The following is a 24,592-nucleotide window of genomic DNA, read 5'->3' as shown; positions in this document are numbered from 1 at the left end:
CTGACTCCCCTGAGTGGTCGGGCGAACGCCCAGTGTCCCACCGCCCCGAGGCTGCGTACAGCCGGGGCGACTATCCGGTCGACATATGCGCCAATCGCGGCGGCGTCCGCGTCAGTTCCGGGCTATGAGATCGTCGAAGTCGCCGTCCTTGGCGCCCTGGACGAAGGCCGCCATCTCCTCGCGGGTGTAGAGGAGCGCCGGGCCGGAGGCGAACCGGGAGTTGCGCACCGCCACTCCGCCGTCCGAAAGAACCGCCAGTTCAACGCAGTTGCCACTGGGGTTGCTGCGGCGGCTCTTGCGCCACACGGCGCCTTCGATGCTGGTCGCCTGCATGCCGTTGCTCACCGACTCCATCACACCTGCTCCCTTGCTGGAGGGCATTCCTCCGACCGATGCCGGGCCCGCGATCACCTTGGCGTGAACGAGCCCCTGTGCCGCCGTCCTTACCGATGTAATTGCAGATGCACTTGCACCGGGCGACGGCTGCCGAGGATATTAACCCTCCGAGGCAGTCCGGCCCAGCCCCGAAATCCCCTTCGCGGAGATGTTGATGACCACACATCCGGCAGAGACCGTGCACGACGCGCTTCGGGAGGAACCCGGTGAGGACACCTGGTGGACCCCTGCCCCGGACGGCTTCGCCGCCTGCGCCCTCAGTGGCTCCGCACGCACCGTGCCGGAGGCCCGCCGGTTCACCCGGGCGACCCTCGAAGGCTGGCAGGTGTGCGCCGGCCTCGCCGACGACGCGGTCCTGGTCGTCTCCGAACTCGTCAGCAATGCCCTGCGCCACGGCTTCCAGGACCCCGGACCGGACGGCGAGGGCACCGCGGCACCCGCACCCTTCTGCAATGCCTGGCTGGCGCTGACCCGGCAGGAGACCACCGTGCTGTGCGCGGTCTCGGACGCCGGCCCCGGCGCCCCCGTCATCAGGCCGCAGGACGCCCTGGCGGAATCCGGGCGCGGTCTGCACATCGTCGATCTGCTGAGCGACTCCTGGGGCTGGACGCCCCCCGACCGGTCGGGGAAGACGGTCTGGGCGGCGATGTCGATGCGCGGCTGAGCCCCGCCCTACGGGAGGCCGCGCCTGGCCCGTTCGGGGAGAACGGGCCATGAATCTGCCGTATGTGACGATTCCCGGGTCGCCGTCATCTCAGCGGAAAGGCCCGAGAAGTCGATGGATCTGCTGTCCCTGCGCTACTTCCGGGCGGTCGCGCGCCGGGAGCACATCAGCCGGGCCGCCGAGGAACTACGGGTCGCCCAGCCCTCGGTGAGCCGGACGATCGCCCGGCTGGAGGCCGAACTGGGCGTGCCGCTCTTCGACCGGCACGGCCGCACCATCCGGCTCAACCGTTATGGTGCTGCGTTCCTGGCCCGGGTCGAGCGGGCGCTGGACGAACTCGACGACGCCCGCAGGGAAGTGGCCGATGCGGCCGGACTCGGCGACGGCGGGATCGCCGTCGCCGCGGAGACCCTGCTGCCGCTCACCGAGCTGCTGGCGGGATTCCGCGCCGCCCACCCCGGGGTCACCGTCCGGTGCCTCCAGTCCACCCCCGAGGTGATGCGGGATCAGCTGCGGGCCCGGGAGGTGGACTTCTGCATCGCCTCGCAGCCGCTGCCCGGACCCGGTCTGGGCGCGGTGCGGCTGCTGCACGAAGAGGTGCTGCTCACGGTCCCGGCCGGGCATCCGCTGGCCGGCCGGGAACGCGTCACGGTCGAGGAGATCGCGGAGGAACCCTTCATCACCACCCGGCCGGGCCACTGGCAACGGGTGCTGCTGGAGCGGCTGTTCACCGCGATCGGGCGCCGCCCGGTGATCTCCTGTGAGGGCGACGAGCCGGGCGCCACCCACTTCCTGGTCGCGGCGGGTCTCGGCATCGGTCTGATGCCCTCGCTGGCCCGCCCCGACCTCGCCGCGGTGCCGCTCGCCTGGCTGCATCTCGACACCCCCGACTGCGTACGGACCCTGAGCCTGGTCCGGCGCGAGGACAGCTATCTCTCCACGGCCGCCGCGCGCTTCCAGGACCTGGCCGTCGCCCATTTCGCCGAACGGGCACAACGCGCCGTGCCTGCAAGGGAGTTGCGGGAATCCGAGGTGTCAGTCGCCGCCGCGTATGAGGGAGGTGTCCTGGACCGATGAGGTGTCGGTGAACGGGGCCGGTGCCGTACCGAGGCACCGTGATCGCGATCTCGTCCCCCGAGGGGTCCTCCCCGGGGGAGCTCCTATCCCTCTCCTGCTGCGCGATCCGTCAGGCCGAACGCCGTCAGCAGCCGTTCGGCGGCCAGTGTCGCGGTGATCTCGCCGTCGCGCACCGCACGTTCGACCTCCGGACCCAGCCGGCGTACCTCGGGGTGTTCCTGGAGGCGGTCGATCAGCCGCTCGCGCACCATCGACCAGGTCCAGTCGACCTGCTGGGTACGGCGGCGCTCGGCCAGCGCCCCCGTGGACTCCAGCAGGGTGCGATGCTGCTCGACCCGCTCCCAGACGCCCTTCAGGCCGGTGCCTTCGCGGGCGCTGCAGGTCAGCACGGGTGGCGTCCAGGCCGCGTCCGGCGGCTGCAACAGCCGTAGCGCACCGGCCAGTTCGCGGGCCGCGGAGCGGGCGTCCCGCTCGTGCGGGCCGTCGGCCTTGTTGACGGAGACCAGGTCCGCCAGCTCCAGCACGCCCTTCTTGATGCCCTGGAGCTGGTCGCCGGTGCGCGCCAGGGTCAGCAGCAGAAAGGTGTCGACCATGCCCGCGACGGTGGTCTCGGACTGGCCGACACCGACCGTCTCCACCAGGACCACGTCATAGCCCGCCGCCTCCATCACCACGATGGACTCCCGGGTGGCCCGTGCCACCCCGCCCAGCGTGCCGGACGTCGGAGAGGGGCGGACGAACGCCGCCGGGTCGGTCGCCAGCCGCTCCATTCTCGTCTTGTCGCCCAGGATGGAGCCGCCGGTACGGCTGGAGGACGGGTCGACGGCGAGCACCGCCACCCGGTGTCCCATCCCGGTCAGCAGCGTGCCGAGCGCGTCGATGAAGGTCGACTTGCCGACGCCCGGCACCCCGCTGATGCCCACTCTGCGGGCCGCGCCGGAGTACGGCAGCAGCTCGACCAGCAGCCGCTGGGCCGCCGCCCGGTGATCCGGGCGGGTGGACTCGACCAGGGTGACGGCGCGGGCGATCCAGGCCCGGGAACCCGCCCGGACCCCCTCGGCGTACCGTTCGACATCGATCGTCGCAGGCATGACCCCCCGCTCAGAGCTCGTGGCCGAGGACCGATGCCAGGTCCCGCACCAGATCGTGGGCGGCCTCGGGGATCACCGTGCCGGGCAGGAAGACCGCGGCGGCGCCCATGTCGCGCAGCGGCTGCACATCCTTCGGCGGGATCACCCCGCCCACCACGATGGTGATGTCCTCGCGGTCCTCCGCCGCCAGCGCCTCCTTCAGCGCGGGCACCAGCGTCAGATGGCCGGCCGCCAGCGACGACACCCCGACGATATGGACGTCCGCCTCCACTGCCTGGCGGGCCACCTCGGCCGGCGTCTGGAACAGCGGGCCGACATCCACGTCGAAGCCCAGGTCGGCGAAGGCCGTGGCGATCACCTTCTGGCCGCGGTCATGGCCGTCCTGGCCCATCTTGGCCACCAGGATGCGCGGCCGGCGGCCCTCGGCGCGCTCGAACTCGGCCACCAGCGCCCGGGTGCGCTCCACACCGGAGGAGGGGCCCGCTTCGTCTCGGTACACACCGGAGATCGTACGGATCTGGCCGGAGTGCCGCCCGTAGACCGACTCCAGTGCGTCCGAGATCTCACCGACCGTCGCCATCGCGCGGGCCGCGTCCACCGCCAGCGCCAGCAGATTGCCCTCCAGCCCCTCGCCGGCACCGGACTTCGCCGCCGCCGTCAGCGCCCGCAGTGCCGCCTGGCAGGCGTCCTCGTCACGCTCGGCCCGCAGCCGCTTGAGCTTCTCGATCTGCTGGGCGCGCACCGACGAGTTGTCGACCTTGAGGACCTCGATCTCCTCGTCGGTCTCCACCCGGTACTTGTTGACGCCGATCAGCGCCTGCCGCCCGGAGTCGATCCGCGCCTGGGTACGGGCCGCGGCCTCCTCCACCCGCAGCTTGGGGATGCCCGCGTCGATGGCCTTGGCCATCCCGCCGGCCGCCTCGACCTCCTCGATGTGCTGCCAGGCCCGCTGCGCCAGATCGTGGGTGAGCTTCTCGACGTACGCACTGCCGCCCCACGGGTCGATGACCCGGCAGGTGCCCGACTCCTGCTGCAGGAACAGCTGGGTGTTGCGGGCGATACGGGCGGAGAAGTCGGTGGGCAGCGCGAGGGCCTCGTCGAGGGCGTTGGTGTGCAGGGACTGGGTGTGCCCCTGGGTGGCGGCCATCGCCTCCACACACGTACGCGTGACGTTGTTGAAGACGTCCTGCGCGGTCAGCGACCAGCCCGAGGTCTGTGAATGGGTGCGCAGCGAAAGGGACTTGGGGTTCTTCGGCTCGAAGCGCTGCACCAGGCGCGCCCACAGCAGCCGGGCCGCCCGCAGCTTGGCGATCTCCATGAAGAAGTTCATGCCGATCGCCCAGAAGAACGACAGCCGTGGCGCGAAGGAGTCCACATCCATGCCCGCCTCGATACCCGCGCGCAGATACTCCACCCCGTCGGCCAGGGTGTACGCCAGCTCCAGGTCGGCCGTCGCGCCGGCTTCCTGGATGTGATAGCCGGAGATCGAGATGGAGTTGTAGCGCGGCATCTTCTGCGAGGTGTACGCGAAGATGTCGGAGATGATCCGCATCGAGGGCTGCGGCGGGTAGATGTAGGTGTTGCGGACCATGAACTCCTTGAGGATGTCGTTCTGAATGGTCCCGGCCAGCTTCTCGGGCGGTACGCCCTGTTCCTCCGCGGCCACGATGTAGAGCGCCAGTACGGGCAGCACCGCGCCGTTCATCGTCATCGACACGGTCATCTTGTCCAGCGGGATGCCCTCGAAGAGCTGCCGCATGTCATAGATGGAGTCGATGGCGACGCCCGCCATGCCGACATCGCCGGTCACCCGCGGGTGGTCGCTGTCGTAGCCGCGGTGCGTGGGCAGGTCGAAGGCGACCGACAGGCCCTTCTGGCCGGCGGCGAGATTGCGCCGGTAGAAGGCGTTGGACTCCTCGGCGGTGGAGAAGCCGGCGTACTGCCGGATCGTCCAGGGCTGGTTGACGTACATCGTCGGGTACGGGCCGCGCAGATACGGCGTGATGCCCGGGTAGGTCCCCAGGAAATCCAGCCCGTCGAGGTCCGCCTCGGTGTACAGCGGCTTGACGTCGATGCCCTCCGGCGTCTCCCAGGTCAGATCCGCCACGCCCTTGCCGGTGGCCTGCTGTACGGCCGCGGTCCACTCATTGGACCCGCCGGCGGCGTCCGCGGTGACCGGGCCCCCGAGGTCGACCGTGCTGAAGTCCGGGATGGCGCCCGAGGGCGCCGGGGAACCGTGCGGCGGCCGGCCGGCGGCGCCCGTCTGCTGCGTCGTCTCCTCCATCACGCCACCTCCATGACATCCAGGGCCGAGGACAGCACCTCGACCGCGTCGCAGCCGGTGAAGACGAAGGAGTCCACACCGGCCGCTGCGAATTCGTCCTGCCGCTCGCCCGGCTTGCCGGCCAGATGCACCCGTAGCGCTCCCGCCGACTTCAGCGCGGCCGCCACGGCCGCCCCCTGCTCGCCGTACACCGCGTCGCTCGCACACACACAGGCGATCCGCGCGCCACTGCGGGCGAACGCCTCGGCCACCGACTCCGCATCCACCGGAGCGGGCTCCTGGACCGTCTCGATGCCGCCCGCCTGGAACAGGTTGGCGGCGAACGCCACCCGCGCGGTGTGCGTCGCGACCGGGCCCAGCGCGGCCAGGAAGACCTTCGGGCGGGCCTCGCTCGCCGCCAGATGCGCATCGGAGCGCGACCGCAGCCGCTCGAAGGCGTCATCCCTGCGCACCCGCGGCAGCCCTCCGCCGATCGGCGCGGGCGCCGGCTCGCGGTGTACCGGCGGCTCGGCGAGGTGCGGGAACTCGCTGACACCGGTGATCGGTTCACGGCGGTGGGCGAGGTCCCCGGTACGGCGCTCCCAGGTGTCGGCCAGCCGGCCGGCGATCATCCCGGAGCGCAGTGCCGCGGCCTGGCCGCCGGCCCCCTCGATCTCCTGGAACCACGCCCAGGCCGCGCGGGCCAGCTCATCGGTGAGGCTCTCCACGTACCAGGAGCCGCCCGCCGGGTCGATCACCTTCGACAGATGCGACTCCTCCAGCAGCACGGACTGGGTGTTCCGGGCGATCCGGCGGGCGAAGGCGTCGGGCAGGCCCAGGGCGGCGTCGAACGGCAGCACCGTCACCGCGTCGGCGCCGCCCACTCCCGCGGACAGCCCGGCGACCGTGGTGCGCAGCATGTTCACCCATGGGTCCCGCCGGGTCATCATCACCGTGGAGGTGACGGCGTGCTGGCGCTGCGCGGAGGCGGCGGGTGAGGCCCCGCACACCTCGGCGACCCGCGCCCACAGCCGGCGGGCCGCGCGCAGCTTGGCGATCGTCAGAAACTGGTCCGCGGTGGCGGCGTAGCGGAACTCCAGCTGCCGGCAGGCGTCGTCGATGCCGAGGCCGGACCCGGTCAGCTGCCGCAGATAGGCGACGCCGGTGGCCAGCGAGGTGCCCAGCTCCTCGGCGGCCGAACCGCCCGCCTCGTGGTACGCCAGCGCGTCGACGGCCAGCGCCCGCACCCCGGGTGCGTCGGCGGAGCAGCGCGCGGCCAGCCGGGCGGCCGACTCCAACTGGAGGCGCAGCTTGGCGTCGTCGCCCGTGCGGGCCAGCAGACCGAGCGGGTCGGCGCCCAGGCAGCCGACGGCCTCGCGCAGCGGCGCACCGGACGCGGTGTACAGCCGCAGCAACTCCTCGGCGGCCGCCGCGAAATCGGCACCCGCGTCCAGCACCACCGCGGCGAGATCCAGATAGACACCCCGCAGCGCCTGCTCCAGACCGGCCACCGGCACCCCGCCGTCGCCGACGGTCAGCCAGAGCGAGGTGACGCCGTTCTCCAGATCGGCCAGGACCGATTCATTGGCGCGCTGTGGATCGGTGTGGACATGGCGCTGGCGTACGTCCCACCCGGCGACGGTCGTGCCCTCGGGCCGGCCGGCCCGTACGAACGGTGGGAAGCCCGGGTGGCCCAGGGCGGTCGTACTGTCCTCGGCGGTGTAGAGCGGGCGGATGCGGATGCCGTCCTGGAGATCGGTGGTGAGCGCGTCCTCGGCGGCGGCGCCCGTTGCTTCTGCGACGCCCGATTTGCGCAGCACGCCTTCGGCGAGGCGCTGCCACTGTGCGCGGTCGGCATCCGGGAAGGCTGCGGCCAGGGGGAGTTCGGGGGACTCGGCGGTCATGGCAGCAGGCTAGGCGAACGACCGTTAGCTGGAGCAGGGGCCCCAGCTGTGACCTTGCACTCGTTGACCGTACAGAAATGTTGATATCCATGCGCCGGATGGGGCAGGTGAGGCGTGTCGCCCGTAGCGCACGGACGCGTTCGGTGCCCACGGGGCGTGCCTGCCCCGGGCCGTCGGTGCAGGTTCAGTACGGTGGGCGCGGCACCCGACCGAGGAGCGCAATGCCCAAGGCGCCGCTGACCCGCACCGTGACCGGCGCCACGCTGCTCCTGGCCGCCGTCGCGCTCCTGTGGACGCTGCCGCGGACCGCCACCCCCGGCCGCGCCGCGGACTGCACCGGACGCCGGATCGCCTACTGGTCCGCTGATTCCCGGCATACCGCGGAATTCGCCCGTTACGGCGATGACAACACCCGGGTGGACGACTGGACCGGTGGCGACGGCACCCACTCGGTGCGGCTCCCCGACGGCCGGACGCTCTGGCTCTTCTCCGACACCTTCCTCGACCGGGTCCAGGCACCGCCCAACCCGCGAGGGGAGAATCGCCGTTGGCGCAGCTCTGACACCGGCGGCACCCCGTTCCTGCGGCACAACTCCGCCGTGGTGATGTCCCGATCGGGCCGGCTGGAGCGCACCCTGACCGGCGGCGCCGCGGCCGCCCCCGGACCGTTCTTTCCCGACCCGCCCGGTGGCGGCTGGCGCTGGCCGGTCCGCGCGAGCGTGGAGCCCCGCAGACCGGGATCGGCCGAAAAAGTGGTCCGTGTCCTGCTGTGGAACCGCGCCCCCGGAAGCGGGCCATGGATCTTCGGCGTGCCGCGCAGCACGGAGGTCGCCACGCTCTCGCTCCCCGGCCTGCGCCTGGAAGGCATCACCCGGACCGTCGCCCCGGCCTCCGCCGCGGACCCGGGCCGGCGCGTCCTCTACGGCGCGGCGGCGGTCCGCGACGGCGGCTGGACCTATGTCTTCGGCAGCGACGACCCGCCGTCGTCACCGGCCTCCAGCGCCTCGCTCGCACGGGTCCCGGCCGGGCGGCTCGGGGACCCCGGAAGCTGGCGGTTCTGGGACGGCGCCCACTGGCAGCGGCAGGCCGGGCGGGCCCGGCCGGTGCTGCGGGCCGGTGGCCGGCGCGGCGTCGGCAGTGCGTTCACCGTCGTCCGCGACGGCCCCGCCTGGGTGCTGATCACCATGGACACCGGGGGAGACGGGGCGGCCGGGCTGCGGGCCCTCACCAGCTACTGGTCCTGCTCACCCCAGGGCCCCTGGCACGGGCCGAACGGCTGGCTCACCCCGCCCCGCCCACCGGCCGCCGACCCGCAGTACCTCGCCGTCTACAACCCGCAGGCACACCCCGAATTCACCGCGGCCGGGGAGCTGCTGCTCAGCTACGACATCAATTGGCTCGGCCCGCCCGGCGTGCCGGCCGACTCCCGGCTCAACGGCGATGTGGACCTGTACCGGCCGCGGTTCCTGCGCGTGCGGCTGGGGCCCGCCGGGCCGTGACGCCGGGGCGCGGGGGCATGGGGACCGGCGGTCGGGCCCGGTCCGCCACGGATCAACTCCCGTGCTGCTCCTGCCACTTACGGGCCACCTCGTCGATGTCGAACGGTACGAGGTTCAGCGGAGGGCCTTCGAGCGGGGTGCGGAGCGCCGCGCTGATGCGCTCATTGACCGCCGTCAGGATGCGGCGCAGCGCCGCCTCGGTGGGAGCGCCGGCCGCGGCCTCCAGGGAGTCCTCCGCCTCCTTGCGCAGGGCGAGGGTCGGCGGCAGGTAGGAGAGGTGCTCCCGGTGCATCTTGTCCTTGATCCACCACATCTCGTCATACGGCTGGTCGAGGTGGGGGAGGGGCTTGCCGGCGCCCGGGAGGTCGGCGAAGTCGCCGCGCTCCGTCGCTTCGCGGATCTGCTTGTCGATCCAGGTCTCGAAGGTGACACCGGGGGGTTTGCGCTCGGTCATCGCGTGAGTCTCCCGAGGGTTCAGGGGCCGGTCGGCCGATCTTCTCCAGAACGGTGCGGGGAGGCGGGTGCCTGTTTTCACGGTAACGCGGGGCCGGGGCGCGCGGGGCGGTCCGTGGCGGTTCAGCCCGCCGGACTTGGCTCCGTGCCGGACTCGCCCGTGCCGGACCCGTCCTCGTCGCCCGGGCCGGTACCCGTCGGACTGGGCTCGACGACGGGAAAGGCGTTGTTGCCGCCGCACACCATCGGGCCGACCTTGTCGGTCTTGCTCACGAGCGTCACGGTGACCCGCTCCGGCGCCCGGTCCCCGGGCACCCGGGCGTTGGCCGCGGTGCACACCAGCTGGTTCAGCGAGGCGGAGTCCGGCAGCTCGACGTTGGCCGGCAGGGTGATCACGACCGAGCCCTCGCCGGTGTCGGCGGTCGGCGGGGCGAGGAATTTCGGCAGCACACTGGACAGGCCACGCATCCGCTCCGCGTGGTTCGGCCCCTTCATGAGCAGCCGGATGGCCTCCTCCGGGTCGGCCGGTGTCTTCGCCGGCCGGGTCGCGGAGCGCAGCCCGGAAGGCCCGTAGAAGAACAGCTGGACATCGGCCTCGGGCTGGCCCGGCGACTTCACGCCGGTGGCGGGCTCACCGGCGTCGATGACATCGGTGGGTGCGATACCGCAGCCGGTCAGCCCCCCGGACAGGGCGCCGGCCAGCGCCCCGGTGAGGACACCCCCCAGGACGAGCCGCCGGGCCCGCACCGCACGCAGGGCGTTCAGGGCGTTCGTCGCGCTCATACGTGGTTCTCTTTTCCGGCTTCGAGACGTGCGCCGTCCCGGTTGTCGTCCGCGGTCTCCTCTGCCGCCCAGGGGCCGTCCGGTGGGCCGGCCGCCTTCTCGGTCGCCGCCGCGGCGGTCTCGCCGTGGCACAGCGGCAGATCCACCGTGAACACCGCACCCGCCTCGGGGGAGTTGGCGGCGCGCATGATGCCGCCGTGCAACCGTACGTTCTCCATCGCGATGGCCAGCCCCAGGCCACTGCCCTCCGAACGGGCGCGGGCGGAGTCCGCCTTGTAGAAGCGCTCGAAGACATGCGGCAGAACCTCGGGGTCGATACCGGGCCCGCTGTCGGAGATCTCGATCAGCAGCCGGTCCGCGCCCGGCTCCGGGGTGTGCAGCCGCACCCGGACCGGCTCGCCGCCGTGGTGCAGGGCATTGCCGACCAGGTTGGCGACCACCACATCGAGCCGCCGCGGATCGAGCCGGGCCCGTACGTCGGCCGGCAGGTCCGCCGTCACCCGCTTCTGCCAGGCCCTGGCCTGCAGGGTCTTGCGGATGGTCTCGGCGACGTCCACCTCGTCGAGATGGAGCGCCGCGGCCCCGGCGTCGAACCGCGAGACCTCCATCAGGTCCTCCACCATCCGCGCCAGCTTCCCGGTCTCCTGGCTGATCAGCCGGACCGCGGAGGCGGTGTCGGGGTCGAGGGAGTCGGCGTCCTCGTCGAGCACATCGGTGACCGCGGACATCGCCGCGAGCGGCGTCCGCAGCTCGTGCGAGACATCGGCCGCGAACCGCCGGGCGTTGGACTCCAGCCGGCGCAGCTCGGCCATGCTCTCCTCCAGCCGGGCCGCCATGTCGTTGAACGTCCGGGACAGATCGGCGAGTTCATCGGCGCCCTTGACCTCCAGCCGGGTGTCCAGCTTGCCCTCGGCGATCCGCCCGGCGGCCTGCCGCAGCCCCCGTACGGGCCGGAGCACACCGCGCGCGGCGAGCAGCGCCGGGATCACGGTCAGCACCAGCACCGGCAGCGCGCCCCGCTGGGCGGCGCTCACCAGCGCCTCGACATTGGATTCCTCGGCGCTCAGCGGGAGCTGGGCGTAGACGGACAGCGCGGAGGCCTTGCCGTCCGACTGCCGCACCGGCATCCCGATCAGCAGCCACGGATCCCCGCTGCGGTCCACCCGCTGGAAGGCCGGCACATGGCGCTTCTCCACCGACCCCTTGAGCCCGGCGGGTATCAGGACATCGCCGCGCACACTCCCCTCGCCACTGTCCCGCACGCCGCGGTAATGCACCGAAATATCCCAGTCCCGGGACTTCCCGGAGCGCTCCAGCTGGACCCGGAAGGAGTCCAGGTCGGCCTGCGACGGCGGCACCGGGAGCTCGGGTGCCAGCGAATTGACCTGCGCCCGCAGGTCGTTGACAGCGATGTCCTGGGAGCGCTGGAGGATGGCGTTACGGGCCTCCTGGTAGGTCAGCAGCGCGGTGGTCAGCGCACTGACCGCGGCCACCACCAGGAATCCCACGACGAGCCGGGCCCGCAGCCCACGCAGCAGCTGGGGGTTCCCGCCCCGGAGGTGGGGGAGACCCGCCCAGCGGCGGGGGCGCTTCACAGGGGTCCGAAGCGGTAGCCGAAGCCACGCACGGTCTGGACGTAACGGGGGCTGCGCGGGGTGTCCTCTATTTTCGTCCGCAGCCGCATGACACAGGCGTCGACCAGCCGCGCATCGCCGTGGTAGCTGTGCTCCCACACCTGCTCCAGCAGCTGCTGGCGGCTGAAGACCTGCCCCGGGGTGGCGGACAGGAACAGCAGCAGTTTCATCTCTGAGGGGGCCAGCGCCAGGTCCTGGCCGGCCTTGCCCACGACCAGACCGGCGCGGTCTATGGCCAGTTCGCCGTAGGTCTCGACCGGGGCCGGACCCGGCTCGGCGGCGGCGGGCGCGCCATCGGCCGGCAGTGCGGTACGGCGCAGTACGGCACGGATGCGTGCTTCGAGGACTTCACCGCGGGCCGGTTTGACGATGTAGTCGTCGGCCCCGGCCTCCAGCCCGAGCACCACATCGAGGTCGTCGCCACGGGCGGTGAGCATGATGATCGGCAGCTGCCGCTCGGCGCGGATCAGCCGGCAGACTTCGAACCCGTCCTTGCCGGGGAGCATCAGATCCAGCAGCACGATGTCCGGGCGGAAGGCCGGCAGGACATCGAGGCCCTCCTCGCCGCTGGCCGCGGCGGCGACTTCGTGGCCGCGCCGCCGTAGCGCGAGGGTCACTCCGTCCCGTACGGCGGCGTCGTCCTCGATCAGAAGTACACGTGGCATGCGTCCAGTATCAATAAGTTTCATGATGGATCGGTAACAGGAGCAGCCTGCTCGATCTTTCGTGCATCTGTCGTGGTGCAAGGCGGTGCGTGGGAAGCACCCACCGCCGGTCGGAACGCACACGCGCACGGTACGAGGGACGGGATCGGGATGGCACGGGGCTTCGGTATACAGGGCGGCATCATCGGAGTGGCCGCGGCGGCCGTGGTGGCACTCGCGGCCGGGGGAGCGCTCATCTTCTCCGGATCCGGCACGGACTCCAGCGCGGCGGAGAACGCCAAGCAGCCCAAGCAGGCGCCCCGTGTCGTACCGGTCGACCCCTCCCTCGTGCATGCCTCGGACCGTCCCGGCCGCAGCCTGAACATCACCATCGACGACGGCCCGGACCCGGTCTGGACCCCGAAGGTGCTCCAGGTGCTGAAGGAGCAGAACGTCAAAGCGGTCTTCTGCATGATCGGCCCGCAGGCCAAGGCGCACCCCGACCTGGTCAAGCAGGTGGTGGCCGCGGGGCACAAGCTCTGTGACCACACCATCAGCCACGACACCGGTATGGATCACAAGTCACAGAGCTACCAGTCGCAGCAGATACTCGACGCACAGAAGATGATCGAGGACGCGGCGGGCGGCGCAAAGGCCGAGTACTACCGCGCCCCCGGCGGCGCCTTCACGCCGTACAGCCGGAAGCTGGCCGCGGACCGCGGCATGCGGCCGCTGGGCTGGAACGTCGACAGCAAGGACTTCGAAGGCGGCAGCGTCGAGACGATCGAGGCAACGGTGCGCGGTGAAATCCCCAACGGCCCGACGGTCCTGTTCCACGACGGCGGTGGCGACCGCTCCCGCACCGTCGAGTCGCTGGAGCGGCTGCTGCCGTGGATGAAGCAGCAGGGCTACGGGTTCGGGTTCCCGAAGCGTTAAGGCGATCAGCCGGCCGAAAGCCCCTTTGCGGCTAGCGAGATAGGTCAGGCCCTTGGCTGTCGACCGCGCTCAGTACCAAGTACGTCGGCGCACCGCCGATCCTCAAGGGCTTCTGCCTGTAGAGACCGGTCCCGCGCCCGACATCCGTGTAGTCCCCGATGAAGAGTTCCCCCTCACCGGTGGTCCAGACGACGTTGCGTCAGTCGGAAGAAGCGGCTTCCCTGCGGGCTTCGGGCCGGCTCGGGGGACGGTTCCAGGGGTGACGGTTCCAGGGGGGTGACGGTGCTGCCGCCCCCGCTTCGCCTCACGCCGCGCCGAACAGCTCCGCGAGGCCGCGCTCCATTCCGAGGTAGGCCGGCTCGGCGCCCGCGGGCACGGCCTCGTAGGAGCGGGCGAGGAACCGCCGTACGTCCGCGGTCGTCAACTGGACCATGGCGATCCCCTCGTCCGCGTGGAACTCCATCACCGTGCGGTCCGGGCCGGACGGCCGCACCCGCACATCGCCCCGCCCGGCCGGCACCCGCAGCCCCTCGTCGAGCAGTTCGCGGGCGAACGCCCAGTCCACCGCCGAGCCGTCCAGCGAGATCTCCGGCGGGAAGGACATCCGCACCGCCAGCGGGTCGGCGGGCTGATAGTGCAGCACCGCGGGGACCGCGTGCGGGCCGGGGGCGGTGGCGATGAGGCGGACCTGGACGGCTTGGTCGATGACGGGGTTCATCGCGCTGCTCCCTCACGGCTGTCGGGAATTGGGCAAACACTCATCCAGTAGGACGCTGTGCCCGGCCTCGTCGTGCACGTGACATGGGTGTGAGGTATCTCATGTTGCGGTGGTGGTGGATTCGTGCCGCGCCGCAGCGTGTGTGCAGGTCATACGGTCCCGGCCGGGCGTAGACCTGGCACCCCGGACGTTGCGCGGGGGTTGCGGAGCCGCGCCAGGTGCGCCAGGGGGCGAAGCAGCCGCCCGGTCCCGCACGCGGCGGCGGCCCGCCCTTGATGGACGGGCCGCGGTCATGCGCGTCAGCTGCCGTGCGCGTCAGCCGCCGTGTGCGTCGCTGACGTGTGCGTCAGACGCCGTGTGGGCCGGCTGTCGACGGCGCCGGCCGTCGTGGCCGGGGAGTTCGCCCCCCGCGGCCCAACTGCCCGGCAGGCGGCGCGTGCTCCCGCAGGAACCGGCCTGCCGCTACCGCAGCCGCTGTTCCGGCAGGTGTTCCGGCCCGGGGTGCACCAGGAACTCGTCCAGGATCCCCGGGGCCGCCGTCGTGGCGAAGGCAGGGGCATCGGCGGCCGGGAGGTCCGGGATGCGGTAGCCGTTCTCGCCCGCCGCGACCGCCGCGGTGAGCGTGACAAGACCGGCCCGGCGGGTGAACGGCGAGGTCGAGAACGTCCAGGCGGCGATGGCCTCGCGCTGGAGGGCGACGGTGTCGCGGCTGAAGGTGCCCGAGCGGGCGACCAGATACGGGCCGTGCAGGCCGTGTCCCAGATTGCGGTACGCGTCCCGGGCCAGCCACAGCGTCATCGCCGTGGTGATCACCGCGTAGATCCATGCGCAGTGCAGCAGGACGGGGGTGAACGCCGCGCCGAGACCGGCGAGGACGGCGGTACCCGGCAGGACCACGAACAACAGGCCGCGTACCCGGCGTCGGCGCAGGGCGACCCGGGGGTGCGGCGTCAGCTCGGCCGGCGCCGCGCTTCCCGGGAAGGGCGAGCGCAGGACGCCGCCCGCCACCCGCAGTGCCTGCGCGCGAGGCGCGGGTGGCAGCAGCCCGCTGCGCTTGCGGTTCTCCTCGCGGTTGCCCAGCCCGCCTGCCACCGCGCGCACCAGCGCGCCGCCGCCGGCCCGCAGCAGCAGCGGTTCCCGCAGTGCCACCCCGCGCAGCCGGGTCCGTTCGATGGTGACCGCGCGGGTGGTGAGCAGCCCGTGGCGCACCCGCAGGGTGCGCGCGTCGGTCCACTCCAGGCAGTAGTTCCACCAGTTCTCGACGTACAGGACCACGGCGCCGACCGCGCCGAGGGCGAGGATGACGAGCAGCGCCGCCGGGATCGTCAGCCAGAGTGCGCTGGCACCGAATTCGGTGAACGCCCGCTGGACGAAGCCGAGTTTCCAGGCCTCGATGCCGATGCCGTCCAGGGCCCGGTAGACCGCTCCGGCCACCACGAAGACCCCGCCGATGACCCAGAAGGTGAGCGGCGCATAACGCAGCCAGCGCCAGTCGATACGGGCCACCACCGGGTCGTTGGCGACCGCCTCGGCGTCGGCATACGCGAGCAGTTCCGCGCGCAGCCGTTCCGCCTCGGCGACCGTGAGCGCCTCCAGCGACAGTTCGCTGCTGCCGTCCCCCGAGCCCGCCGTACCGGCCCGCAGCACGGTGACGCCCAGCACTCGGTGCACCGGTGTCGCGGTCAGGTCGACGGTGCGGATCCGGTGCAGCGGCACACTGCGCAGCCGCCGGGTCAGCAGCCCGCTGCGCACGTCGAAGGTGGGGGAGGCGCCCCCGCCCGGTCCGTCACGGTGCTGGGGCACGGTGATACGGAAGTCCGTACGGGCCCACCGGATCAGGCCGAGCGTGGTGACGACGGCGAACGAGGCCGCGATGGCGGCGAGCGTGATCCAGGCCTCGGTGTTGATCCGCCCGCCGGTGGCCAGCGCCGTCAGCGCCAGCGAGCCGAGCGGTGCCGCCATCCAGCCGCAGTGCACCAGAAGGGTGCGCGGATCCAGCCGCCGCCACGGCGTCTCCTCGAACGGCGCCTCGGGTGCGGCGGCGGGCCCGGAGCCGGCGGACGCGCCGGGGTGTGTGCCGGGCGTACCGGGTTCCCGTGGCGTGCTCATGCGGCATCACCCGGTACGTCCTGCGCGGCCTCGCTGATCCGGTGGGACAGCTCCTCGGCGTCCGCGTCGGACAGTCCGGCGATCTTGATGTCGCCCGCGGTCGAGGCGGTGGTGACGGTCACCGTTGCCAGCCCGTACCGCCGCTGGAGCGGCCCGCGCACGGTGTCCACCGTCTGCACCCGGCTCAGCGGCGCGATCCGCCGCTTCTGCCAGAACCAGCCGCCCGCCGCATAGACCGCCTGGCCGCCGAGCTCCCAGGCGTGCACCGCATACCGCCACCGCGGCATCACCAGGAGGTAGCCGAGGGCCGGCAGCACCAGCACGACCAGCAGCAACGGGCCCAGCCACGGCAGCGCACCCGGGAAGAAGAGCAGGGACAGGACCGCCATGGTGAGCGCGGTGAGCAGCATCGGGCCGCTGAGCGTCAGCAGCGCCTGGAGCGTCCACCAGCGGCGGGCCCGGGGGTCGACACGGTGGCGGGGTGGTCGCAGCAGCGGGGCGGCGTGCTCGGGCATGAGGGGTCACCGGTTTCCAAGTCAAGCGTATTAAGTAGCGGTACGTTATAACGGTACAAGCGACTTGTAAAAGCGGGCCAGGTCTCCTCTCCGGAATCGACCCCGCGCGCGAGGAACCGCGCACCGTAAGAGGGAGGTCATCCGTGCCCAAGAAGGTGGACCACGAAGCCAGGCGCCAGGAGATCTCCGAGGCGCTGTGGCGGATCGCCGGCACCCGCGGTCTGGACGGGGCGAGCCTGCGCGATGTCGCCGCGGAGGCCGGCATCTCGCTCGGCCGGCTGCAGCACTACTTCCGCACCAGGGACGAGATGCTGCTCTTCGCCCTCCAGCACATCAACCGGCTCGCCGGGGACCGGATCCGGGCACGTATCGAGGCGCTGACCGAGGAGCCGACGCCCCGTCAGGTGCTGCGGGCCTGTCTGTCGGGCATGCTGCCGCTGGACGACAGGAGCCGTGTCGGGCTGCTGGTCAGTGCCGCTTACTACGCCCGCGCCGTCCATGACGAGGCCCTGCGCGCCGAGGCCAAGAACGGCATCCCCCAGCTCCGCGCCTTCTTCGCCGACCAGTTGCGGCGGGCAGCGGACCGCGGCGAACTGCCGCCGGAGCGCGCCACCGAGGACGAGGCGATGCTGCTGATCAGCATGGCCGAGGGGCTCGCCACCTACGTCCTGCTGGATGTGCACGGCCCCGAGACCGCGCTACGGCTGCTGGATCTGTATCTGGAGCAGCTCTTCGGGGCGGAGCGGGCGGCGGAAGGCGGGGCGGAGCGGGCGGTGGCGGCCGGGGAAGGGTGAGTAGCGGACGCCCCGGCGTCGTCCGGTCGGGGTCGCGCCGTGAACGGGGCGGCGGTCGTTCCGCGTCCGGTCGGGTCGCGCCGTGAACGGGGCGGTGGCCGTTCCGCGGGGGTGCGCCGGCGGCAGGCGGCATGCCACAGGTGAGTGGTCGGCTCGCGAGGGGGGCTCGACACCGTGGCGTGCCGGGGCTCCGGGGGGCTCCGGCGCTGACGGGAGGTGGCTTACGCCTGGCGCAACAGGGCGGCGAGATCGGCCTCGACGTCCAGATGCCGCGCCTCATCACCCTTCGCGACGAGCTCGTACGACTGCGTCAGAAAAGCTCTCAGCTCCTGCGTCTCGAACTGCACCACCGCCATGCCGCCGACGGCGTGGAACTCCACCACCACGGCATCGGTGTCGTACGGCCAGATCTGCACATCGCCCGCCCCGGCGGCCCCGTGCAGCCCCTCCTCCAGCAGCTCGCGCCCGAACGTCCAGGTCACCTCCGCCCCGTCCAGCGACGCGGCCGGCGGAAAGACCAACCGCACCGCGAAGGGATCGGCGCGGTCGTAACGCAGGCTCGCCGGAATCACCTGCGACCGGGGAGCGGTCGCGATGAGACGGGCCTGAACGGCTTGGTCGATGACGCTGGACATCGCCGACTCCCTTGCATTCGGTGGGGTTCATTTGATTCTTCGACCACTAAGACGCACGGGTTATCGCGCCAGGTGCATTGGATTCCCATGTGACCTGCATCACGGGCCTTTGAATGTACGCATTTGCCCTCTTTGTAGTGCCCCCGACGCTCGCGATCGGCCCTTGGCGGCTCAACTTGATGGCCCGTCAGGGGTGATGGCGCGTCACCGTCGCGGCCCATCGGACACTGAGGGCTCGCCGGGGGGTGCAGGCAGTAACGGGCGGGGGCGGCCGGTGGCGGTGGGCGGCGGTCTGGACGGGGCGTTCCGGCTGGGCTAGCTTCCAGCCCAAAACCAGAGCGGGGTGGGGCGAAATGCGGCGTACGGGACGTTTGTTGTGTCCGGGCTCGGACCGAGGGGCGAACGGGGGGGCGAACCGGGGGGGCGAACCGGGGGGGGCGAACCGGGGGGCGAACGGGGGGATGCGCCCACGCGGAGCCGGACGCCGGGCGGCCCTCACGGCCGGTGCGGCGGTCCTCGCCGCGCTGGCGGCCGGCCCGGTGGCCGTGGCCCGCCCGGCGAACACCCCCACGGTCGCGACCTTCACCACGACCTCGCATGCGACGGCTCACGCCCCGGCCCGGGAATCGCTGTCCACGGCACCACCGTCCATGGCACCGCCGTCCATGGCGCCACTGTCCACGGCGCGACTGTCCACTGCACCACTGTCCGCGGCATCCCTCGCCACCCCGCACGCCGGCTGGCGCCTCAAGGACAGCGGTAGCACCGCCCGCTTCCGCGGCCTGGCAGCCGTCAGCCGTACCACCGCCTGGGTCGCCGGCACGGCCGGTACCGTGCTGCGCACCCACGACGGCGGCAAGCACTGGAGCAACATCTCCCCACCCGGTGCCGGGGCGCTGGAGTTCCGTGACATCGAGGCGCTCGACGCGCGCCGCGCGGTCGTCCTCGCGATCGGCGAGGGTGCGGCCTCGCGCGTCTTCCGTACGGATGACGCGGGCGCCACCTGGACCGAAAGTTTCCGCAACCCCGACCCACGGGCCTTCTACGACTGCCTGACCTTCTTCGACCAGCGGCACGGCATCGCGCTCAGCGACCCCGTCGACGGCAAGTACCGCATCCTGTCCACCGGGGACGGCGGCCGCAGTTGGCGGGTACTGCCGTCGGACGGCATACCGTCGGCCCAGCAGGGTGAGGCCGCATTCGCCGCCAGTGGCCAGTGCCTGGTCTCCTCCGGCAGCCGTGACGCCTGGATCGCGACCGGTGGCGCGGCCACCGCCCGCGTCCTGCACACCACCGACCGCGGCCGTACCTGGTCGGTCACCGACACTCCGCTGCCCGCGGGCGACCCGGCGCGGGGCGTCTTCGCGCTCGCCTTCCGCGACCGCAGTCACGCCCTTGCGGTCGGCGGCGACTACCGCCCCGACCAGCCCTCACCCCACGCCGCCGCGGTCAGCGGCGACGCCGGCGCCACCTGGACGCCGGCCGCCGAGCCCCCGACGGCATACCGCTCCGGCGCCGCCTGGCTCCCGCACTCCCGCCGCCTCGCCCTGGCGGTCGGCCCGTCCGGCAGCGATCTGACACTCGACGGCGGCCGCACCTGGCGCACCTTCGACCACGGCTCGTACGACACCGTCGACTGCGCCCCCGACCTCGGCTGCTGGGCCGCGGGCGAGCGGGGGCGGATCGCCCGACTGGAACCGTGACGGCGGCCGTCGGGGCGGGATGGGGCGGGGTGAGGCGGGATGGGGCGGGGCATCGGGCGTGTGGGGGTGTCGGCCGCCGGGTTCGTCGAGTGAGCCGGGCGCGCCATTCCTGCGTGGGCTGGCCGTCCCTGCGTGGATGTGCCGTCCCTGCGTGGGCTCGCCGTCCCTGCATGGGCCCGCCACTCCTGCCCGGGCGGACATTTTCCTGTCCGGGCGGGCACTCTCCTGTCCAGGTGGACACGCTCTTGTCCGGATGGCCGCCGTCCTCCTCAGTCCAGCAGGCTGCCGAGCCGCCCCTCCAGAACCACCAGCAACTCGCCCAGCGCCGTGGAGAGTTCCTCCTGCCGCTGATCCCCGATGCCGTCGAGCAGTGATGCCTCGTACCGCAGCTGTTCGGGCAGCAGTCGGTCGATGGTGTCGCGTCCCTCGTCGGTGAGCGAGAGATGACTGACGCGGCGGTCCCGGTCGTCGGGGCGGCGGACGATCAGCCCCCGTTCCTCCAACTGCCGTACGCGTTTGGTGACCGCGGCACCGGAGGCGAAGGTTTCGCGGGCCACCCGCCCGGGGGTCAGTTCGCGGTCCATCCGGCGCAAGGTGCCGAGGATGTCGAACTCGGGACGGGTGAGTCCGGCCCTCCGCAGCGGCGCGTCGGCCGCCTGCTGCAGCAGCGCGGAACAGCGGTTGAGCCGCCCGATCACCGCCATCGGGCCGGTGTCCAGCCCGGGGTGCACCTGCTGCCACTGGCGCAGCACCCCCGCGACGATGTCCTCGGTCACCCGCAGTCTCCTCTCGGCTGTGCCGTACGCCCCTAATTGTGCCTGCCGTACGGTGCCGGGCGGGTGCATGGGTCAGGCGGCAAGTGTCGGCGCCGAGAGCCGCCGTACGAGACCGGCCAGTGCCCGGTGGCCTTGTTGTTCGGCGTGGGTGATCCGCTCCTCCGGAAGGGACCGCTGCCACCACTCACCCGCCGCGACCTCCACGGCCTCTCGGAGCTCGACCAGACACCCCGCCAGCCGGTCGCGGGCCCAGCCGATGTCCCGGGCGTCGTCGGCGCCGACCGCGGGCCCCGCCGTGAGCAGCCGGAACGCGACGGCCTCTGCGGCCGCGACCTGCCCCAGGGCCACCTCGATACGGTCCGCGGCACGCCGGTTGGTGACCAGGACGCAGCAGGCCAGGCCCACCGCCGCCCCCACCACGGTGTCGATCCAGCGGTCGGCGATCAGCGTCGTCGCCGGCACCGGACTGCCGAATTCGGTCAGCAGCAGCGCCATCGGTGTGACGCACACCGAACCGAGCCAGTAGTTGCGGGTGATACAGGCCTCCGCGCCGAGCTGGCAGGCCAGCGCGAGCGCGATCATGGCGAGCGGCCCGAGGTGCATCAGCGGCAGCAGCGCGGTGTAGAGGAGCAGCCCGAGCAGATTGCCAAGGGTGCGCTGCAGCGCCCGCTGCCAGGAGAGCGTGGTGTTGGCCTGGTAGATGGAGGCCGCGGTGACCACGGCCCAATACGGATGCCCGACTCCAACGGCCATCGACGCCCAGCCCGCCAGCACACACCCGGCGGCGACCCGCGCGCCGATGGGCAGCAGCGGTGACCCGGGCGCCAGCCGGGTGAGCACCGCCCGCACCCCGCGCGGGTGACCGGGCGCGGGCCGCCGTGGCCCCGGCGCCTCCGCGGCGACGCCCGCCAGCTCCTGGGCCTGTACCGCCGAGAGCACAACTTCGGGCAGCGGCCGCCCGCTTCGCAGTTCACGCGCCCAGCCACCCAGCCGGTCGGCCTCGGGCCCGGCAACACCGGCTCCGGCGCACCGGGCTTCGCGCGGCTGGTCCTCGGCGGAAGCCTCGACCGTGTGCCCCGTGCCCCCCAACGCCGACTCGGCGCGCACCAGCAGCCGTTCGAGCCCGGCCCGCGCCGCGGCCTTGGCCGGGGTGTGCACCGGGACCAGGAACAGCGTGTGCCAGGCGGCGTTCACCGCGGCCGCGGTGGCATGGCGGGCGTGCGGTACCCGGGCCGGTTCCCCGCCGCCGGTGCCCGCTTCCGTACGCAGCAGCGCCGCGGCGGCCTCCAGCGCGCGGGCGACAACGATCCGCTCCGGCCCCTGTGGCCGTATCAGCGATGGAGCCATACAGACCAGCCAGGCGAGTACCCCGGCGCCGAGCGCCAGCGCGATGTGCAGGGGCACCTGCCCGGGGTGCTGCGGCACGAAGAACGCCGACGCGGCGATAAAGGTCAGGATGAGATTGCCGGGCGGGCCGATGCGCGTCGCCTCACAGACCACCTTGTGGACCGCGGCGAGCAGCGAGGCGCACACGACGAGCAGCGCGGTCGAGGTGATCAGCGATGCGGCGGTCAGCGCTATGCCGAGGCTCGCGACCATCCCGAGCACCACCCACGGCAGCGTGCGGGCGCGGGCAGCGTACGGCAGGCCGTGCGCGTACAGGGCGCACATCGCCCCGGCCGAGGTGTAGAGGATCAGATCCAGCCGCCCCAGCGCCCACAGCGTGAGGTCGGGGATGGCCAGCGCCGCCAACGCGCTGAGCGCCGGCTTGTGCCAGATGTCGACGGGGCGGCGCAGTCGCACGGCACTCCTGACCGGCAAGGGCCGGGCCGGCACCACGCTCCCCGGGACACGCCGCGCACTCTTCCCGGACGGTTTGGCATGCTTCCCCATGAGGAGAAGGTTAGCAGGTGTTTTGCAGGTGTTTTACTCGTGAAATATGTGCGGGGGCGCTTCCCGGCGCCGCCGTAGGCCGGCCGACAGACGGGAGGGGCGGGGATGAGCGGGAAGGTGGACGAGAGACGGGAGAGGTGGAGGTGAGCGGGAAGGTGGACGAGAGACGGGAGAGGTGGAGGTGAGCGGGAAGGCGGATGAGAGGCGGGAGAGATGGGTGACGGGCGGGAGCGGCACGGGCGAGCGGGAGGGGGAGGCGAGTGTTGGGTTGGAGGGGTGGGCGAAAGGCTGGAGAGGCGAGTGATGGGCTGGAGGGGCGGGCGGCTGGCAGGAGAAATGCAATCGACGAGCGGTCGACAAGTGGGGTGGTGTGGAGGGTGACAATGGCCGGGTGCCAGCCGCCAAGAAGAAGACGACGACCGCGAGCGCCTCGCCCGAGCGTCGCCGCGAACTGCTCAACATCGCGGCGGAGGTTTTCGCCGCGCACGGCTACAACGCCACCACCGTCCGCCGCATCGCGGACGAAGCCGGGATGCTCGCGGGCAGCCTCTACTACCACTTCGACTCGAAGGAATCGATGCTGGACGAGATCCTGTCCAGCTTCCTGACCGAATTGTGGGACGGCTATGACGCCGTGCTCGCCGCCGGACTCGGCCCCAGGGAGACCATCGAAGCCCTGGTCACCGAGTCCTTCCGGGAGATCGACCGGCATCGCGCGGCCGTCGCCATCTACCAGAAGGAGTCCAAGCACCTCGCCGCACAGCCCCGCTTCGGCTATCTCGCCGACTCCCAGCAGAAATTCAAGAAGGCCTGGCTGGGCACCCTGGAACGAGGCGTGGCCGACGGTGCTTTCCGGGCGGACCTCGACATCCGGCTCACCTATCGCTTCGTCCGCGACACGGTCTGGGTGGCGGCGAGCTGGTACCGGCCGGGCGGGCAGCACAGCCCCGAGGAGATCGCCCGCCAGTACCTCTCGATGGTGCTGGACGGTATCGCCGTACGCGCCTGACCCGCTCCCGCAAGGGGCGGCGGTCCCCGCAACCGCCGCGACCCGGCCACGCCAGGCCGTGGCCGCTCAGCAGGGAATGTTCTTCACATACAGGGCCCGTGGCGTCCCGGTCGTGGCGTAACGGACGTCCTTGGTCGCCCCCTTGGGGAGGCTGCCGCGGGGGTCGTGGTGATGCGGGACGACGATGGTGAAGCACGAGGTCCGCTGAGTGCACAGATTCGTCAGGCGGACATAGCGCTGGTGGTCCTTGCTGAAGTACTTCCGCACCTTGACGCACTGCGGCGCCCGGCCCGCGGCGGCCGCTTCCGAGGCGGTGGCCAGTGTCAGCGAGGCGCTGCACGCCACGGTTACCAGCGCTATGGCAATGATCTTCCGCACGTGATCTCCCCCGTTGAAAATCTTGGAATCCCCTCGCGAACCCCTACTGTATTCGCACGTTCATTCCCCATTGTCCATAGCCGCCCAATGGAAATCAGCCCCGGGTGCCACACAGGGACACAAGCGCGACACAAGCGCGACCCTTTCGGAACCGTGCCGGGCCGCCGGGCTACAGCTCGTCGATGCGCAGACGGTGCGGTGCGCGGCGGGTTCAGCTCCGCCAGGTTCTCCGGTTCGTCCTGCCAGGCCCAGTGCTCCATGGCGACACCGATCGTGTCGAGCGAGGCGCAGGCCAGTAGCCGTACCTCCATGCTGTTCTCCGGGGTGCCCTTGCGCGCCGCAGGCACCGGCACCAGCTGGTCTTGCAGCTCCCGGCCCGCCGCGAGCCATCGCATCCGAATGGCCGGAACGGTGCTCATGATCCGGACCAGCCGACGGGCCTGTCCGGGGACCGCGAGCCGCCGGGCCGAGGCCGACGAAGCGAACGACACCTGCACGACGCCGCTCAGCGGTTCATCGACGGAGCGGCCGGCCAGCGCCTCGGCGAGCATGCCGACGCTGCATGGCCACGCCCGGCCCGAGCAGGTCGCCCCGCTGCTCGTCTGGCTGACCTCCCCCGAGAACACGCATGTCACCGGCCAGGTCGTCTGCCTCGACGGCGGCGCCGACGCGGCGGTCCGGGGGACGGCGTCTGGTAGGCGGCAACCAGGGCCCTGGA

At 72.0% G+C, this 24,592-nt stretch carries 23 protein-coding genes; 7 read left to right on the top strand and 16 right to left on the bottom strand.

Going from position 1 to position 24,592, the window contains the following annotated elements:
- Positions 1-111: 111 nt before the first annotated feature.
- Entirely contained in the window at positions 112-354 is a 243-nt protein-coding gene (locus AB0C46_RS08400; protein WP_362826725.1) for a DUF397 domain-containing protein, read from the bottom strand.
- Between the two features lie 196 nt (positions 355-550).
- On the opposite strand from AB0C46_RS08400, the gene AB0C46_RS08395 reads away from it, so the two are divergent.
- Entirely contained in the window at positions 551-1,060 is a 510-nt protein-coding gene (locus AB0C46_RS08395) for an ATP-binding protein (protein ID WP_362826723.1), read from the top strand.
- A gap of 114 nt (positions 1,061-1,174) precedes the next feature.
- Positions 1,175-2,137, top strand: coding sequence for a LysR family transcriptional regulator (locus AB0C46_RS08390; protein WP_362826722.1), 963 nt, complete (start codon positions 1,175-1,177; stop codon positions 2,135-2,137).
- An 83-nt stretch (positions 2,138-2,220) separates the two neighbouring features.
- Here the strand turns inward: AB0C46_RS08390 and meaB are convergent, their stop codons facing one another.
- The 3 genes from meaB to AB0C46_RS08375 are packed head-to-tail and all read right to left on the bottom strand — an operon-like array spanning position 2,221 to position 7,395.
- Positions 2,221-3,228, bottom strand: coding sequence for a methylmalonyl Co-A mutase-associated GTPase MeaB (gene meaB / locus AB0C46_RS08385; protein ID WP_362826721.1), 1,008 nt, complete (start codon positions 3,226-3,228; stop codon positions 2,221-2,223).
- Positions 3,229-3,238: 10 nt separating this feature from the next.
- The gene (gene scpA, locus AB0C46_RS08380) at positions 3,239-5,512 is read right to left on the bottom strand and encodes a methylmalonyl-CoA mutase (RefSeq protein ID WP_362826719.1); all 2,274 of its coding nucleotides are present in this window, start codon (positions 5,510-5,512) and stop codon (positions 3,239-3,241) included.
- Positions 5,512-7,395 carry a methylmalonyl-CoA mutase subunit beta gene (locus AB0C46_RS08375; protein WP_362826717.1) on the bottom strand — a complete coding sequence of 628 codons (1,884 nt, stop codon included), beginning with the start codon at positions 7,393-7,395 and terminating at the stop codon, positions 5,512-5,514. The genes scpA and AB0C46_RS08375 overlap by 1 nt, the downstream gene beginning before the upstream one ends.
- A gap of 221 nt (positions 7,396-7,616) precedes the next feature.
- Between AB0C46_RS08375 and AB0C46_RS08370 the strand changes: the two genes are divergently transcribed.
- Positions 7,617-8,894 carry a hypothetical protein gene (locus AB0C46_RS08370; RefSeq protein ID WP_362826716.1) on the top strand — a complete coding sequence of 426 codons (1,278 nt, stop codon included), beginning with the start codon at positions 7,617-7,619 and terminating at the stop codon, positions 8,892-8,894.
- A 52-nt stretch (positions 8,895-8,946) separates the two neighbouring features.
- Here AB0C46_RS08370 and AB0C46_RS08365 read toward each other — a convergent pair whose 3' ends face one another.
- The 4 genes from AB0C46_RS08365 to AB0C46_RS08350 form a co-directional block, all read right to left on the bottom strand.
- Positions 8,947-9,348, bottom strand: a complete 402-nt coding sequence (locus AB0C46_RS08365; RefSeq protein ID WP_362826714.1) for a DUF1992 domain-containing protein — start codon at positions 9,346-9,348, stop codon at positions 8,947-8,949.
- Between the two features lie 122 nt (positions 9,349-9,470).
- On the bottom strand, positions 9,471-10,130 hold the full coding sequence (locus tag AB0C46_RS08360; protein WP_362826713.1) for a hypothetical protein: 660 nt from the start codon (positions 10,128-10,130) through the stop codon (positions 9,471-9,473).
- Positions 10,127-11,725: a HAMP domain-containing sensor histidine kinase gene (locus AB0C46_RS08355; protein ID WP_362826711.1), complete on the bottom strand. Its 1,599-nt coding sequence runs from the start codon at positions 11,723-11,725 to the stop codon at positions 10,127-10,129. Before AB0C46_RS08355 ends, AB0C46_RS08360 begins: the two co-directional genes overlap by 4 nt.
- On the bottom strand, positions 11,722-12,429 hold the full coding sequence (locus AB0C46_RS08350) for a response regulator transcription factor (RefSeq protein WP_362826710.1): 708 nt from the start codon (positions 12,427-12,429) through the stop codon (positions 11,722-11,724). Before AB0C46_RS08350 ends, AB0C46_RS08355 begins: the two co-directional genes overlap by 4 nt.
- Before the next feature lie 150 nt (positions 12,430-12,579).
- Between AB0C46_RS08350 and AB0C46_RS08345 the strand changes: the two genes are divergently transcribed.
- Entirely contained in the window at positions 12,580-13,344 is a 765-nt protein-coding gene (locus AB0C46_RS08345) for a polysaccharide deacetylase family protein (protein ID WP_362826709.1), read from the top strand.
- Between the two features lie 304 nt (positions 13,345-13,648).
- On the opposite strand, the gene AB0C46_RS08340 is transcribed toward AB0C46_RS08345, so the two are convergent.
- The 3 genes from AB0C46_RS08340 to AB0C46_RS08330 all read right to left on the bottom strand — a co-directional run bounded on the left by AB0C46_RS08340 (position 13,649) and on the right by AB0C46_RS08330 (position 16,686).
- Positions 13,649-14,062, bottom strand: coding sequence for an SsgA family sporulation/cell division regulator (locus AB0C46_RS08340; RefSeq protein WP_362826707.1), 414 nt, complete (start codon positions 14,060-14,062; stop codon positions 13,649-13,651).
- Between the two features lie 462 nt (positions 14,063-14,524).
- Entirely contained in the window at positions 14,525-16,171 is a 1,647-nt protein-coding gene (locus tag AB0C46_RS08335; protein ID WP_362826705.1) for a PH domain-containing protein, read from the bottom strand.
- The gene (locus AB0C46_RS08330; RefSeq protein WP_362826703.1) at positions 16,168-16,686 is read right to left on the bottom strand and encodes a PH domain-containing protein; all 519 of its coding nucleotides are present in this window, start codon (positions 16,684-16,686) and stop codon (positions 16,168-16,170) included. Before AB0C46_RS08330 ends, AB0C46_RS08335 begins: the two co-directional genes overlap by 4 nt.
- A gap of 143 nt (positions 16,687-16,829) precedes the next feature.
- On the opposite strand from AB0C46_RS08330, the gene AB0C46_RS08325 reads away from it, so the two are divergent.
- A complete protein-coding gene (locus AB0C46_RS08325) occupies positions 16,830-17,480 on the top strand; it encodes a TetR/AcrR family transcriptional regulator (protein WP_362826701.1) in 651 nt (216 codons plus the stop codon).
- 221 nt (positions 17,481-17,701) lie between these two features.
- On the opposite strand, the gene AB0C46_RS08320 is transcribed toward AB0C46_RS08325, so the two are convergent.
- A complete protein-coding gene (locus tag AB0C46_RS08320; protein WP_362826699.1) occupies positions 17,702-18,115 on the bottom strand; it encodes an SsgA family sporulation/cell division regulator in 414 nt (137 codons plus the stop codon).
- A 461-nt stretch (positions 18,116-18,576) separates the two neighbouring features.
- Between AB0C46_RS08320 and AB0C46_RS08315 the strand changes: the two genes are divergently transcribed.
- Entirely contained in the window at positions 18,577-19,818 is a 1,242-nt protein-coding gene (locus tag AB0C46_RS08315) for an oxidoreductase (RefSeq protein WP_362826697.1), read from the top strand.
- A gap of 269 nt (positions 19,819-20,087) precedes the next feature.
- Here the strand turns inward: AB0C46_RS08315 and AB0C46_RS08310 are convergent, their stop codons facing one another.
- Together AB0C46_RS08310 and AB0C46_RS08305 are read right to left on the bottom strand one after the other, a co-directional pair.
- Entirely contained in the window at positions 20,088-20,594 is a 507-nt protein-coding gene (locus AB0C46_RS08310; protein ID WP_362826695.1) for a MarR family transcriptional regulator, read from the bottom strand.
- A gap of 72 nt (positions 20,595-20,666) precedes the next feature.
- On the bottom strand, positions 20,667-22,397 hold the full coding sequence (locus AB0C46_RS08305; RefSeq protein WP_362826694.1) for an FUSC family protein: 1,731 nt from the start codon (positions 22,395-22,397) through the stop codon (positions 20,667-20,669).
- A gap of 481 nt (positions 22,398-22,878) precedes the next feature.
- On the opposite strand from AB0C46_RS08305, the gene AB0C46_RS08300 reads away from it, so the two are divergent.
- Entirely contained in the window at positions 22,879-23,496 is a 618-nt protein-coding gene (locus tag AB0C46_RS08300) for a TetR/AcrR family transcriptional regulator (RefSeq protein WP_362826692.1), read from the top strand.
- A 66-nt stretch (positions 23,497-23,562) separates the two neighbouring features.
- Here AB0C46_RS08300 and AB0C46_RS08295 read toward each other — a convergent pair whose 3' ends face one another.
- Positions 23,563-23,874: a hypothetical protein gene (locus AB0C46_RS08295; RefSeq protein ID WP_362826690.1), complete on the bottom strand. Its 312-nt coding sequence runs from the start codon at positions 23,872-23,874 to the stop codon at positions 23,563-23,565.
- A complete protein-coding gene (locus AB0C46_RS08290) occupies positions 23,853-24,425 on the bottom strand; it encodes a hypothetical protein (RefSeq protein WP_362826688.1) in 573 nt (190 codons plus the stop codon). The genes AB0C46_RS08295 and AB0C46_RS08290 overlap by 22 nt, the downstream gene beginning before the upstream one ends.
- Positions 24,426-24,592: the final 167 nt, after the last annotated feature.

Origin of the sequence: Streptomyces sp. NPDC048637, from assembly GCF_040650675.1 — a bacterium.
In the GTDB taxonomy this organism is placed as follows: Bacteria; Actinomycetota; Actinomycetes; order Streptomycetales; family Streptomycetaceae; genus Streptomyces.
This window is presented reverse-complemented; position numbering and strand designations above follow the sequence as displayed.

Excerpts from the sequence above, each read along its gene's own strand:
- AB0C46_RS08400 (WP_362826725.1), bottom strand. The coding sequence starts at position 354 with ATGGAGTCGGTGAGCAACGGCATGCAGGCGACCAGCATCGAAGGCGCC.
- AB0C46_RS08395 (WP_362826723.1), top strand. The coding sequence starts at position 551 with ATGACCACACATCCGGCAGAGACCGTGCACGACGCGCTTCGGGAGGAA.
- AB0C46_RS08390 (WP_362826722.1), top strand. The coding sequence starts at position 1,175 with ATGGATCTGCTGTCCCTGCGCTACTTCCGGGCGGTCGCGCGCCGGGAG.
- meaB (WP_362826721.1), bottom strand. The coding sequence starts at position 3,228 with ATGCCTGCGACGATCGATGTCGAACGGTACGCCGAGGGGGTCCGGGCG.
- scpA (WP_362826719.1), bottom strand. The coding sequence starts at position 5,512 with ATGGAGGAGACGACGCAGCAGACGGGCGCCGCCGGCCGGCCGCCGCAC.
- AB0C46_RS08375 (WP_362826717.1), bottom strand. The coding sequence starts at position 7,395 with ATGACCGCCGAGTCCCCCGAACTCCCCCTGGCCGCAGCCTTCCCGGAT.
- AB0C46_RS08370 (WP_362826716.1), top strand. The coding sequence starts at position 7,617 with ATGCCCAAGGCGCCGCTGACCCGCACCGTGACCGGCGCCACGCTGCTC.
- AB0C46_RS08365 (WP_362826714.1), bottom strand. The coding sequence starts at position 9,348 with ATGACCGAGCGCAAACCCCCCGGTGTCACCTTCGAGACCTGGATCGAC.
- AB0C46_RS08360 (WP_362826713.1), bottom strand. The coding sequence starts at position 10,130 with ATGAGCGCGACGAACGCCCTGAACGCCCTGCGTGCGGTGCGGGCCCGG.
- AB0C46_RS08350 (WP_362826710.1), bottom strand. The coding sequence starts at position 12,429 with ATGCCACGTGTACTTCTGATCGAGGACGACGCCGCCGTACGGGACGGA.
- AB0C46_RS08345 (WP_362826709.1), top strand. The coding sequence starts at position 12,580 with ATGGCACGGGGCTTCGGTATACAGGGCGGCATCATCGGAGTGGCCGCG.
- AB0C46_RS08340 (WP_362826707.1), bottom strand. The coding sequence starts at position 14,062 with ATGAACCCCGTCATCGACCAAGCCGTCCAGGTCCGCCTCATCGCCACC.
- AB0C46_RS08335 (WP_362826705.1), bottom strand. The coding sequence starts at position 16,171 with ATGAGCACGCCACGGGAACCCGGTACGCCCGGCACACACCCCGGCGCG.
- AB0C46_RS08330 (WP_362826703.1), bottom strand. The coding sequence starts at position 16,686 with ATGCCCGAGCACGCCGCCCCGCTGCTGCGACCACCCCGCCACCGTGTC.
- AB0C46_RS08320 (WP_362826699.1), bottom strand. The coding sequence starts at position 18,115 with ATGTCCAGCGTCATCGACCAAGCCGTTCAGGCCCGTCTCATCGCGACC.
- AB0C46_RS08315 (WP_362826697.1), top strand. The coding sequence starts at position 18,577 with ATGCGCCCACGCGGAGCCGGACGCCGGGCGGCCCTCACGGCCGGTGCG.
- AB0C46_RS08290 (WP_362826688.1), bottom strand. The coding sequence starts at position 24,425 with ATGCTCGCCGAGGCGCTGGCCGGCCGCTCCGTCGATGAACCGCTGAGC.